Below are 12,776 nucleotides of genomic sequence, written 5' to 3' on the forward strand. Positions count from 1 at the left end.
CATGGCGCCAGTGTCCATCCGGTCGGTGACGACACCTCTCGACGTACGACGACTCGGCACCGTCGACTATCGGCAGGCCTGGCAGCTGCAGCGCGAGCTGGCCGATGCGCGCATCGCGGGCGGCGCGGACACACTCCTGCTGCTCGAACACCCGTCCGTGTACACGGCTGGCAAGCGCACGCTGCCCAGTGAAAGGCCCGGCGCGGCCGACGTTCCGGTGATCGACACCGACCGGGGCGGCAAGATCACCTGGCACGGCCCCGGACAATTGGTGGGCTATCCGGTGATCGGTCTGGCCGAACCGCTGGATGTCGTGAATTTTGTTCGGCGCCTGGAGGAATCGCTCATCACCGTGTGCGCCGACCTCGGATTGGAGACCTGCCGAATCGAGGGCCGCTCTGGCGTGTGGGTGGCACAAGACGGTCGTCGCCCGGCCCGCAAGGTGGCCGCCGTCGGCATCCGGGTGTCCCGGTCGACGACGCTGCACGGCTTCGCGCTGAACTGCGACTGCGACCTCTCTGCGTTCTCCGCGATCGTGCCGTGCGGCATCTCTGATGCCGGCGTCACCTCGCTGACCGCCGAGTTGGACCGGCAAATCACTGTCAGTGACGTGGTGGAGCCGGTGGCCGCCGCCGTCGCTGACGCGCTCGACGGCCGCCTATCGGTAGCATTGACGCAGTGACAGTCGCTCCGGAAGGCCGAAAGCTGCTGCGTCTCGAGGTACGCAATGCCGAGACGCCGATCGAGCGTAAGCCGCCGTGGATCAAGACCCGAGCCAAGATGGGCCCGGAGTACAAGGAGCTCAAGGCGCTGGTCAAGCGCGAGGGCTTGCATACGGTCTGCGAGGAGGCGGGCTGCCCCAACATCTTCGAATGCTGGGAGGACCGCGAGGCGACGTTCCTCATCGGTGGCGAGCAGTGCACCCGTCGTTGCGACTTCTGCCAGATCGACACCGGTAAGCCCGCTGAACTCGACCGTGACGAGCCACGCCGCGTCGCCGAAAGTGTGCAGGCGATGGGGCTGCGCTATTCGACGGTCACCGGGGTGGCGCGTGACGATCTTCCCGACGGTGGTGCATGGCTGTACGCCGAGACCGTCCGCGCGATCAAGGAACTCAACCCGAACACCGGGGTGGAGTTGCTGATCCCCGATTTCAACGCCGACCCGCAGCTGCTGGCCCAGGTGTTTGAGTCACGCCCAGAAGTGTTGGCGCACAACGTCGAAACGGTGCCCCGCATCTTCAAGCGGATCCGACCGGGCTTCCGCTACGAGCGCAGCCTTTCGGTGCTGACCGCGGCACGCGCCGACGGCCTGGTCACCAAGTCAAACCTGATCCTCGGCATGGGTGAAACGCCCGACGAGGTCCGGACGGCGCTGACCGATCTGCACGAGGCGGGCTGCGACCTCGTCACGATCACGCAGTACCTGCGGCCGTCTGTTCGGCATCACCCTATCGAGCGCTGGGTCAAGCCCGAAGAGTTCGTCGAGCACGAGAAGTTCGCCACCGAACTCGGCTTCCCGGGGGTCCTCGCGGGACCGCTGGTGCGGTCGTCGTACCGCGCGGGTCGCCTGTATGCACAGGCCGTGGCATCGCGGCCGGCGAAGCCAGCCGTATCCTGAACAAATGGCAAAACCCCGCAATGCCGCCGCCAACAAGGCGGCCAAGGCCGAGGCCAAGGCGGCCCGTAAGGCGGCCTCCAAGCAGCGCCGCAGCCAGCTCTGGCAGGCCTTCCAGATTCAGCGCAAAGAGGACAAGCGGCTACTGCCCTACATGATCGGCGCGTTCGTGCTGATCGTGGCGGCTTCGGTGGCCCTCGGAATCTTCGCAGGCGGGTTCACCACGTACATGATGATTCCGCTGGGCGTGGTACTCGGAGCACTCGTCGCGTTCATCATCTTCGGCCGCCGGGCGCAGAAGTCGGTGTACCGCAAGGCCGAGGGACAGACCGGTGCGGCGGCATGGGCGCTGGACAATCTGCGCGGCAAGTGGCGGGTCACCCCCGGTGTCGCGGCCACCGGGCATTTCGACGCGGTGCACCGGGTGATCGGACGTCCCGGCGTGATCTTCGTGGGCGAGGGGTCGGCATCGCGGGTCAAGCCGCTGCTCGCCCAGGAGAAGAAGCGCACGGCGCGCCTGGTCGGCGACGTCCCGATCTACGACATCGTGATCGGCAACGGCGAGGATGAGGTTCCCCTCGCCAAGCTCGAACGCCACCTCAACAAACTGCCCGCGAACATCACCGTCAAGCAGATGGACGCACTGGAGTCGCGGCTGGCCGCACTCGGCAGCAAGGTCGGGCCGGCCGCGATGCCGAAAGGCCCGTTGCCGACGCAGGCCAAGATGCGCGGCGTACAGCGCACTGTTCGACGGAAATAGTCACGATCGGTGTGCACTGCGTGCGATTGGGCGCCGCACTTCGCGGCGTTCGGGCGCGGCGGTCCGGTGTCCCGGCGGACGATCCTGCGCACCGCGGCCGTCACGGCCGTCGTCGCGACGGCAGCGGCCTGTACCACTGAGCCGGCGTCCGGTTCCCAGGACCAGCCCATCGAGCCCGTGCCTGCGGATTTCGTCTTCCACAACGGCCGCGTCTACACGGTGCGCGAAGCGATGCCGTGGGCTGAAGCCGTCGCCGTCACCCACAACTCGATCACCTACGTCGGTGACAGCGCCGGAGCTCTGACCTTCGCAGGCCCCGACACCCACGTCATCGACCTGGACGGCAAGCTGCTCATGCCCGGGTTCGTCGAGGGCCACATCCACCCCTTCCTGGGGGCGTTCCTGACCACCGGCGTCGACCTTCAGGTGCCCACCGGCGCCGACGCGCTGGCGGCGATCGAGAAGTACGCCAACGACAATCCGAACGGTCCGGTGCGCGGATTCGGTTGGCGCGTGGACATGTTCGGCCCGCAGGGACCGACGCGCGCCGACCTCGACAAGGTCCTGCCGGACCGTCCCGGCTTCTTCTTCGCCATCGACGGCCACAGTCTGTGGGCCAACAGCAAGGCCCTCGAGAAAGCGGGCATCACCCGCGAATCCGAGGACCCGATCCCGGGATTCAGCTACTACGTCCGCGACGAGAACGGCGAGCCCACCGGATACGTGCTCGAGGTCAACGCCGTGCTCGGCCTGGTCAATGCCATCGAACCGATCTCCCCCGAGACCATGGGGACGCTGATGGAGGCGTGGTTGCCGAAGGCCTCGGCGGCCGGCATCACGTCGGTGTTCGACGCCGGCGTGCCTCCGATCGGCGACGACCAGGGTGCGCTGATCGAGCTCTACGCCGACACCGAATCCAGGGGCGCGTTGCCGTTCCGCGTGGTCGCCTCCTACAGCGTGAAGTCGCCACCGGTCGACGACGCCGCGGCCAAGCTGACCGACATCCGCACCAGGATCTCGACAGAGCTGGTCCAGGTCGGCGCCGTCAAGGTCATAGGTGACGGCACCCAGGGCGGTTACACCGCGTGGCTGATCGAGCCCTACGCGGACAAACCGGATTCGACGGGCGCGTCGCCGTTCACCGAAGACCAATGGCACCAACTGATCAGCGGTGTCGACGCCGCCGGATTCGACGTGCACGTCCATGCGTGCGGGGAACGCACGGCGCGCGTCGCGTTGGACTCCATCGAGCGCGCCATCGCGGCGAACCCGCCCCGCGACCGCAGACACACCATCGCGCATCTGGTGTACGTACAGGAGCCCGACAACCAGCGGTTCGGCGAACTCGGTGTCGTCGCCCAGTTCTCCGCCAACTGGATGTCCGCCGATCCCGACACCGTCGTGAACATGGCGGCCCGGTACGGCAGGCCCCGCCAGGATCTGATGTACCGCCCGCAGGACGTGCTGAAATCCGGCGGACGGATCTCCTTCGGCACCGACTGGCCCGCCGCCGGCTACTTCTCGACCTACAAGCCGCTGGATTCGATCCAGCTCGGCGTGACGCGCCAGCTCATCGGCAAGCCAGGCGCCGAGGTGCTGCCGCCCGCCGACCAGAAGCTGTCAGTAGAGGAGGCGGTGCACGCCAACACCCTTGGTGCGGCCTACCAGATCCGGTTGGACGACAGGGTGGGTTCGCTCGAGGTCGGCAAGCTTGCCGACATGATCGTCCTCGACAAGAACATCCTGGACATCGACCCGCACGACATTCACCAGGCACAGGTCACGATGACCATGATGAACGGGCAGATCCGCCACGAGGCCTGACGGCTCAGCGCCGGACCACCGCGGTGCCGGTGAAGCGGTCCTGATAGCCGCGCAGGTCGCTGTCGGTGAACAGCGCCGGGATGACGAAGAACACCAGAATCCCGCGCACCGTCGCGCGGCCGATACCCACGTGAATCCGGTTGTCGACGGAGGCCACCCGCACGCCGAGCGCCAGCTGACCCGGTGTGAAGCCGAACAGCCGCACCGAGATGATGCCGAGCACGACCCAGACCACGGCGATCGACGTCGACCCCAGCGGGGTGTACAAGAAGGTCTGCTGATTCATCAGACCAAGCGCGACCAGCAGCCCGACCAGGCCGTACGCGATGAACCAGTCGATCAGCAGCGCGGCGATGCGTCTGCCGAACCCGGCGATCGAACCGGGGCCGGACTGCGGTAAACCAAGACGCTGACCGGGGTATTCGTTGAGTCCTGAGTCGCCGCTCGGGTCCGAACCCGACAGCCAGGACCCCAAGGGGCGGGTCATACTGTCAGGATATGCGGGGACTCGAAGGAGCACAGACGAGCCCGCCGGCCGCCGCATGGGTCTTGCGGGACATTGCGTAACTTCGGCGCAACATGCGGTTGATGACCGTGCAACATCGTGTCCATAGCGTCAACGCGCGGGTTACCAGATATAAGGAGAGTTCTCAGTGGCAGATAAGACGGCTGACGACGTCATCAAGTTGATCAAGGATGAGGAAGTCGAATACGTCGACATCCGATTCTGCGATCTGCCCGGCGTGGTCCAGCACTTCTCGATCCCGGCGTCCGCGTTCGATGAGAGCGTTTTCGAGGACGGTTTGGCCTTCGACGGTTCGTCGGTGCGCGGCTTCCAGTCGATCCACGAATCCGACATGATGCTGTTGCCCGACCCCGAGACTGCGCGCATCGATCCGTTCCGCGCAGCCAAGACGGTGAACCTCAACTTCTTCGTCCACGATCCGTTCACCCGCGAGGCCTACTCCCGCGACCCGCGCAACGTGGCACGCAAGGCGGAGAACTACCTCGCCAGCACCGGCATCGCCGACACCGCCTACTTCGGTGCCGAGGCCGAGTTCTACATCTTCGACTCCGTGAGCTTTGACTCGAAGATGAATGGCACCTTCTACGAAATCGACTCCGAGGCCGGCTGGTGGAACACCGGCGAGCCCTTCGAGGCCGACGGCAGCGCCAACCGTGGTTACAAGGTGCGCCCCAAGGGCGGGTACTTCCCCGTAGCGCCGTACGACCACTACGTCGACCTGCGCGACCAGATCACCACGAACCTGCAGAACGCCGGCTTCGAGATCGAACGTGGTCACCACGAGGTGGGCACCGCCGGACAGGCCGAGATCAACTACAAGTTCAACACGCTGCTGCACGCCGCCGACGACCTGTTGTTGTTCAAGTACATCGTGAAGAACACCGCTTGGGCGGCCGGCAAGACGGTCACCTTCATGCCCAAGCCGCTGTTCGGTGACAACGGCTCCGGTATGCACGCCCACCAGTCGCTGTGGAAGGACGGACAGCCGCTGTTCCACGACGAGTCGGGTTACGCGGGCCTCTCGGACACCGCACGCCACTACATCGGCGGCATCCTGCACCACGCGCCGTCGCTGCTGGCGTTCACCAACCCGACGGTGAACTCCTACAAGCGTCTGGTGCCGGGCTACGAGGCTCCGATCAACCTGGTGTACAGCCAGCGCAACCGGTCGGCCGCAGTGCGTATCCCGATCACGGGCAACAACCCGAAGGCCAAGCGCCTCGAGTTCCGTGCACCGGACAGCTCGGGCAACCCGTACCTGGCTTTCGCGGCGATGATGATGGCCGGCCTGGACGGCATCAAGAAGAAGATCGAGCCGCAGGCGCCGGTCGACAAGGATCTCTACGAGTTGCCGCCGGACGAGGCCGCCAACATCCCCCAGGCTCCGACGTCGCTGTCCGCGGTCATCGACAAGCTCGAAGAGGATCACGAATACCTCACCGAGGGTGGCGTTTTCACCGAGGACCTGATCGAGACCTGGATCTCCTACAAGCGGGAGAACGAGATCATGCCGGTGCAGATCCGTCCCCACCCGTACGAGATCGCGCTCTACTACGACGTCTAATCGGCGAGTAAAGAGCTCTCACCGAAGGGCCGGGTGGCGTTTACGCCATCCGGCCCTTGGGCATTCACCTGTGAACATTCTGTCCGCCTACGCGTAGGGGTTTGACGACATGACGACGAATCTGGACGCCCGTCTCGCCGGCTACTCCTCACCCGCGCTGAGCCTCTTTCGCATCGTGGCCGGCCTGATGTTCTTCCTGCACGGCACACAGAAGCTGTTCCAATGGCCGGCTCCGACACCGATGCCGATCCCGGTCGGCTCATTTCCCGCGTGGTGGGCGGGTCTGATCGAGGTTGTCTGTGGTGTGCTCATCACCGTCGGCTTCTTCACGCGTATCGCGGCACTGATCGCCGCCGGTGAGATGGCCGTGGCGTATTTCTGGATGCATTGGCCGCCCCTCGAAGGTCCCCCCGCGAGCTTCTGGCCCACGGTCAACGGCGGCGAGCCCGCGTTGCTCTACTGCTTCGGCTTCCTGCTCCTTGCAGGCATGGGCGCCGGCGTGTGGTCGGTGGATGCCCGTCGACGCACCCGCGTCGGCGGTGTTGCGCCGAATCGCGTGGTCACCGGAACTGCGGCGCCCGCGGGTTATGCGACCGGTCAGCCTGTCCGTCGCGGCGGACTGCTCAGCCGCTTCCGCCGCCGCTGACTAGTCGAGCGCCATGTCCTTGCGGAATTTCCGCATGCCGTCGATCTTCTCGTCGAGCGTGGCGAGCGGACCCGAGTAGAACATCCACGGCATCGTGATGATGCCGTCGATCCCCCCAGCCTGTGCGCGCTCGTAGTGCTCGGGGGTGAACGCATCGGTCAGCGGTGTGATGACGGTGTAACCGTCCATCGACAACCCTTGCGCAGCGCGCAGTTCGCGTAGTTTCTCGACGCGCAGGAGCGCCTGTTCGGTGTTGATCAGATCGCCGATCCAGCCGTCGTGCTTTGCGGCGCGGCGAAGCGCGATGTCGGACAATCCACCGACGAAGACCGGGATGTGCGGCGGCGTGGGCTCCATCTCGAGCCGCGGTGTCTGGTAGAACTCGCCGTCGAACTCCGTCCAGCCCGGCTTCCACAGCTCCTTCATGAGGGCGAGCATCTCGTCGGTGCGCTTACCGCGGCGGGCGAACTGCTGCCCCATCAGGGTGAACTCTTCCTCGCACCAGCCGACGCCGATACCGAGTTCCAACCGTCCGCCGGCCAACACTGCCGCCGTACCAATGGATTTCGCCGCAGAATACGGATCACGCATGGCGGGCAGATACACCGTCGTGACGAAGCGAAGCCGCGTCGTCACCATCGCGAGGGCACCGATCAGCACCCAGGGATCCGGCCAGTCGGTGAACGCCTCCCATCGCCGCTTGCCGTCCTTCGTGTAGGGGTACGGCGTCTTCAGCGTCTCGAGATTGATCACATGGTCCGGAATGCCAAGGCCGTCGTAGCCGAGATCATCTGCGGCCTTGGCGATCTCGACGACCTCACTCGTATCGAGAAAGGCCGCGCTGACATAGATTCTCATCCGGCGTCACGCGCCCACGCCGGACGGATGAACACACCTTCGGCCTCCACCGTCGGGCCGCTGGCATCCTTCAAATAGCCTCTGGCGAAGGTCTTCACACCCTCGGACCGCTCCACGAATGCCTCGGCACGGAGTGGCCCCAGCGGCGTGCCACGCAGGTAGCGCAGCGAGATCGTGCCGGTGAATTTCGGCTGGGTCAGCCCTTCGCTGGCCGCCTCACCGAGGAGGTGGTCCAGCACCAGGGCGCAGATGCCACCGTGCACCCATCCCGGTGGACCCTCATAGGCGCCGCTGAGCGTGAACTCGCTCCAGCACTGCCCGTCCTCCTCGTGATGGATGATCATCGGAGGTGCGATCGCATTGCGCAGTCCGACAGCGGGATTGGCCCACGCGAGCGGCCGCCCGGTGGCCTCGTGGCGCAGTGTTGTCGTCACGGCACGCTGCTTGCTCTCGAGCAACTGGGTCAATGCGTCGATCCTGTCCTGTGCGTCGCGCACTGTGTCCTCGTCGACCTCGGTGTGTAGGCCGGCGTCGATCAGCCTGCGCAATGACTCGGTCAGCGGTCCGTAGAGCGCACGCTGACGTTCGTACTCCGCATCGCTGATGAGGTCGAACCCGAAATCCATACTCATTCGCTGTACCTACTCACCAAAAACCTTTCGTACCACTGCCTTAGCCCTACGCGTCACACGTAGGTAGTTGTCGAGGAACTCCCCGCCGTCGTCGCTCTCCCAGCCGGCGGCCAGTGCCACCGCGTTGAGCTGACGTCCCGGCCCCGGCAGCTGATCGGTCGGCTTCCCGCGCACCAGCACCAGGGCATTGCGCGCCCGCGTCGCTGTCAGCCACGCCTGTCGCAGCAACTCGACATCACCCTCGGCGATCAGCTCGGCGGCGCCGATCGCGTTCAGCGCCTCCAGCGTCGAAGTACAGTGCAGCGCAGGCACTTTGTGCGCGTGCCGCAATTGCATCAGCTGCACCGTCCACTCGATGTCGGCCAGGCCGCCGCGCCCGAGCTTGGTGTGAGTATTGGGGTCGGCGCCGCGCGGAAGGCGTTCGGCATCGACGCGCGCCTTAATGCGCCGGATCTCCTGGACCGCCTGCTGCGAGACGCCCCCTTCGGGGTAACGCGTCTTGTCGATCATCAACAGGAAACGCTGACCGAGGTCTTCATCGCCTGCCACCCGGTGCGCGCGCAGCAGCGCCTGCACCTCCCACGTCTGCGCGTACTTCTCGTAGTACGCCTCATAGGAGGCAAGTGTTCTCACCAACGGACCGTTGCGACCTTCTGGCCGCAGGTTGGCATCAACCTCCAGCGGCGGATCCGCGGACGGCGTGCCGAGCAGCGTGCGCACCTTCTCCGCCACCGATACCGACCACTTCACCGCGGCCGAGTCCTCGAACCCCTCGTTCGGTTCACACACGAACATCACGTCGGCGTCCGACCCGTAGCCCAGCTCGGCGCCGCCGAGTCGGCCCATCGCGATCACTGCGATGCGGGCGGGCGCACCTTCGTCGCCGGTGTTGTCACGGATCACCGCTTCCAGCGCGGCCTGCAACACCGCCACCCACACCGAGGTCAGCGCCTTGCACACGTCGGTCACCTCGAGCATGCCCAATAGGTCGGCCGATGCGATGCGAGCCAGTTCCCGCCTGCGCAGGGTGCGCGCCGCAGCGATGGCCCGCACCGGGTCGGCATGCCGGCCCGCGGAGGCCACCAGCGCTCGTGCCACCCCTTCTGGTTCGACGTCGCACAACTTCGGCCCGTCGGGCCCGTCGGCGTAGAGCTGGATGACCTCCGGAGCCCGCATCAGCAGCTCGGGCACGTACGCGGAGGTGCCCAGCACCTGCATCAGGCGCTTGGCCACCGCACCCTCGTCGCGCAGCGTCGACAGGTACCACCGCGCGTCGGGCAGCGCCTCGCTGATACGCCGGTACGACAGCAGGCCGGCGTCGGGGTCCGGCGTGTCCGAGAGCCAGTCCAGCAGCGTCGGCAGCAACACCCGCTGCACCTGCCCGCGTCGCCCGCTGTCGCCCGTCAGCGCCCTCAGATGTGTCAGCGCGCTCTGCGGGCCCTCGTAGCCCAGTGCGGCCAACTGACGTTCGGCGGCATCGGCACTGAGCCCCTCCGTAATCCCGGACGTTCCAACCGATTCCAGCAGCGGCTGATAGAAGAGTTTGGCGTGCAGCCGCGACACCCGCATGTTCTGCCGCTTCAGCTCTTCGCGCAGCACCCCAAGTGCGTCGTGCGTGCCGTCGGGGCGGATATGGGCTGCCCGCGCCAGCCATCGCAGCGCCTCGTCGTCATCTTCCTCGGGAAGCATGTGCGTGCGTTTGAGCCGCTGCAGCTGCAGCCGGTGTTCGAGTAGCCGCAGAAACTCATAGGACGCCGTCAGGTTCGCTGTGTCATCGCGGCCGATGTAACCACTGTCGCCAAGCGCGGCCAGCGCGTCGACCGTCGACGCCACGTGCAGCGATTCGTCGTTGCGGCCGTGCACCAGCTGCAGCAGCTGGACTGCGAACTCGACGTCCCGCAATCCGCCGGGCCCGAGTTTGATCTCGCGGCTTCGCATACCTGCGGGCACGTTTTCGATGACGCGGCGGCGCATCGCCTGCACCTCAGGAACGAAGTCCTCCCGTTCGCTCGCCGTCCATACCATCGGCATCAGCGCGTCGATGTACTGCTTGCCCAGGTCGGCGTCCCCGGCCGCGGGTCGTGCCTTCATCAACGCCTGGAACTCCCACGTCTTGGCCCAGCGCTGGTAGTACGCAATATGCGACTCCAGCGTGCGTACCAACTGGCCCCGCTTGCCCTCCGGGCGCAGCGCGGCGTCGACTTCGAAGAACGCGTCCCCCGCGAAGCGCATCATCTCGCCGGCCACCCGGGTCGCGACGGCGAGGTCGTCCGGCGATCCTTCGGCTACAAAGATCACATCGACGTCGCTGACGTAGTTCAGCTCGCGCGCACCGCACTTGCCCATCGCGATGACGGCCAGCCGGGGCATCTCGCCGCCCACCATTTTGTGCCCTAAGACCATCGCCGCCCCGAGGGCGGCGTCGGCAAGGTCGGACAGATGCTCACCGACAACCGTGAACGGCAGGACGGGTTCGTTCTCTACCGTCGAGGCCAGGTCCAGACCCGCCAACACCAGCAACCGGTCGCGGTACAGGTTGCGCAGCGGCTGCAGTGCATCCGTTGCGTCCGTTGTCGTTTCGGCACGATCGCAGAAGGTTGCGCGCAGTTCCTCGGCCGACGGCAGCGTGACTTGTCCCGCCAACAGCTTCCAGCTGTCGGGGTGGGCGACCATGTGGTCGCCAAGCGCGAGCGAGGAGCCGAGCACGCTGAACAGTCGGCCACGCAGGCCGCGGTCGGTCAGCAATTCTTGATTGAGGTCTTTCCAGCCGTCGCCAACGGCGTCGACCAGACGGACCATCGCGGCCAGCGCGGTGTCGGCGTCCGGCGCGCGCGACAGCGACCACAACAACTCGACGTGGGCATCGGTGTTCCAGCCCAGCCGATCCAGGTCGGTCGACGCGGTGGGCTCGACGAGCCCGAGCCGCCCTACGCTGGGCAGCTTCGGTCGCTGCGTCGCGGGTTTGGCCACGGCTCGACGTTAGCGCACGGAGAACACAGGTCGGACTACAGAGATAGGTAGGCCTTGAGCTCGAACGGCGTGACGTGGCTTCGGTAGTTCTCCCACTCGGCTCGCTTGTTGCGCAGGAAGTAGTCGAAGACGTGCTCCCCCAACGCTTCTGCTACGAGTTCGGAGTTTTCCATCTCGGCCAGGGCCACGCCGAGGCTGCCCGGCAGCTCCTTATAGCCCATCGCGCGGCGTTCCTCGGGGGTGAGGTTCCAGACGTTGTCCTCGGCCTGCGGACCGAGCACGTAGTTCTTCTCGATGCCGCGCAGCCCCGCGGCCAGCAGAACGGCGAACGTCAGATACGGGTTGCACGCCGAGTCGGGGCTGCGGACCTCCACGCGTCGAGACGACGCCTTGCGGGGCGTGTACATCGGCACCCGCACCAGCGCCGAACGGTTGGCCGCACCCCAGGACGCCGCGGTGGGCGCCTCGCCGCCGTGGACCAGCCGCTTGTAGGAGTTCACCCACTGATTGGTCACGGCGCTGATCTCGTTTGCATGCTCGAGAATTCCCGCGATGAACGACTTGGCGACATCAGAGAGCTGCAGCACGTCGTCGGGGCTGTGGAATGCGTTGTTCTCGCCCTCGAACAGGCTCATGTGCGTGTGCATCGCCGACCCGGGATGGTCGGAGAACGGCTTGGGCATGAACGACGCGCGCACACCGTCGCCGAGTGCGACCTCTTTGACGACGTAGCGGAACGTCATGACGTTGTCGGCCATCGACAGCGCATCGGCGTAGCGCAGGTCGATCTCCTGCTGGCCGGGCGCGCCCTCGTGGTGGCTGAACTCCACCGAGATGCCCATCTGCTCGAGCGCGTCGATGGCGTGGCGGCGGAAGTTCGGCGCCGAATCGTGCACGGCCTGGTCGAAATATCCGCCGTTGTCGGCGGGCACGGGCTCGGAGCCGTCGTACTCGCCCGGCTTCAGGAGGAAGAACTCGATCTCGGGGTGCACGTAGCAGGAGAAGCCGAGGTCGCTGGCCTTGGACAGCTGGCGGCGCAGCACGTGCCGAGAGTCCGCCCACGACGGCGATCCGTCGGGCATCGTGATGTCGCAGAACATCCGCGCCGAGTGATGCTCGCCGGCGCTCGACGTCCACGGCAACACCTGGAACGTCGACGGATCGGGCCGCGCGACCATGTCGGCCTCGGAGACGCGGGCGAAGCCTTCGATCGCCGACCCGTCGAAGCCGATGCCCTCCTCGAACGCGCCTTCAAGTTCGGCGGGCGCGATGGCGACCGATTTGAGGTATCCGAGCACATCGGTGAACCACAACCGGACGAAGCGGATATCGCGTTCTTCCAGCGTGCGCAGCACGAATTCCTTCTGCCGGTCCATGTC

10 protein-coding genes and 1 pseudogene are annotated in these 12,776 nt (G+C 66.1%); 6 read left to right on the top strand and 5 right to left on the bottom strand.

The genetic code is table 11. The features are described from left to right. Position 1: 1 nt before the first annotated feature. Genes lipB through ACIA48_RS29855 form a run of 4 tightly spaced genes read left to right on the top strand, consistent with a single transcriptional unit; the run spans position 2 to position 4,201 of the window. The gene (lipB, locus tag ACIA48_RS29840) at positions 2-682 is read left to right on the top strand and encodes a lipoyl(octanoyl) transferase LipB (protein WP_396739853.1); all 681 of its coding nucleotides are present in this window, start codon (positions 2-4) and stop codon (positions 680-682) included. Further along, positions 679-1,620 (top strand): lipoyl synthase, encoded by a 942-nt coding sequence (lipA, locus tag ACIA48_RS29845; RefSeq protein WP_396739854.1) that lies wholly within the window; start codon positions 679-681, stop codon positions 1,618-1,620. The genes lipB and lipA overlap by 4 nt, the downstream gene beginning before the upstream one ends. A gap of 4 nt (positions 1,621-1,624) precedes the next feature. After that, the gene (locus ACIA48_RS29850) at positions 1,625-2,377 is read left to right on the top strand and encodes a DUF4191 domain-containing protein (RefSeq protein WP_396739855.1); all 753 of its coding nucleotides are present in this window, start codon (positions 1,625-1,627) and stop codon (positions 2,375-2,377) included. Positions 2,378-2,386: 9 nt separating this feature from the next. Continuing rightward, positions 2,387-4,201: an amidohydrolase gene (locus ACIA48_RS29855; protein ID WP_396739856.1), complete on the top strand. Its 1,815-nt coding sequence runs from the start codon at positions 2,387-2,389 to the stop codon at positions 4,199-4,201. A 4-nt stretch (positions 4,202-4,205) separates the two neighbouring features. On the opposite strand, the gene ACIA48_RS29860 is transcribed toward ACIA48_RS29855, so the two are convergent. After that, entirely contained in the window at positions 4,206-4,688 is a 483-nt protein-coding gene (locus ACIA48_RS29860) for an RDD family protein (RefSeq protein ID WP_396739857.1), read from the bottom strand. Between the two features lie 166 nt (positions 4,689-4,854). On the opposite strand from ACIA48_RS29860, the gene glnA (ACIA48_RS29865) reads away from it, so the two are divergent. Next, positions 4,855-6,291 (top strand): type I glutamate--ammonia ligase, encoded by a 1,437-nt coding sequence (gene glnA, locus ACIA48_RS29865; RefSeq protein ID WP_396739858.1) that lies wholly within the window; start codon positions 4,855-4,857, stop codon positions 6,289-6,291. A 109-nt stretch (positions 6,292-6,400) separates the two neighbouring features. Then, positions 6,401-6,814 (top strand): annotated as a pseudogene (locus ACIA48_RS29870) (DoxX family protein); the annotation flags it as partial. A gap of 123 nt (positions 6,815-6,937) precedes the next feature. On the opposite strand, the gene ACIA48_RS29875 reads toward ACIA48_RS29870, so the two are convergent. Genes ACIA48_RS29875 through glnA (ACIA48_RS29890) form a run of 4 tightly spaced genes read right to left on the bottom strand, consistent with a single transcriptional unit; the run spans position 6,938 to position 12,773 of the window. Continuing rightward, positions 6,938-7,795: a TIGR03619 family F420-dependent LLM class oxidoreductase gene (locus ACIA48_RS29875; RefSeq protein WP_396739859.1), complete on the bottom strand. Its 858-nt coding sequence runs from the start codon at positions 7,793-7,795 to the stop codon at positions 6,938-6,940. Then, complete coding sequence (locus ACIA48_RS29880) at positions 7,792-8,427, bottom strand: PaaI family thioesterase (RefSeq protein ID WP_396739861.1); 636 nt, start codon at positions 8,425-8,427, stop codon at positions 7,792-7,794. The genes ACIA48_RS29875 and ACIA48_RS29880 overlap by 4 nt, the downstream gene beginning before the upstream one ends. A gap of 9 nt (positions 8,428-8,436) precedes the next feature. Further along, complete coding sequence (locus ACIA48_RS29885) at positions 8,437-11,397, bottom strand: bifunctional [glutamine synthetase] adenylyltransferase/[glutamine synthetase]-adenylyl-L-tyrosine phosphorylase (protein WP_396739863.1); 2,961 nt, start codon at positions 11,395-11,397, stop codon at positions 8,437-8,439. 35 nt (positions 11,398-11,432) lie between these two features. Next, entirely contained in the window at positions 11,433-12,773 is a 1,341-nt protein-coding gene (glnA, locus tag ACIA48_RS29890; protein WP_396739865.1) for a type I glutamate--ammonia ligase, read from the bottom strand. Positions 12,774-12,776: the final 3 nt, after the last annotated feature.

This window comes from Mycobacterium sp. NPDC051804 (genome assembly GCF_044452905.1).
GTDB lineage: Bacteria > Actinomycetota > Actinomycetes > Mycobacteriales > Mycobacteriaceae > Mycobacterium.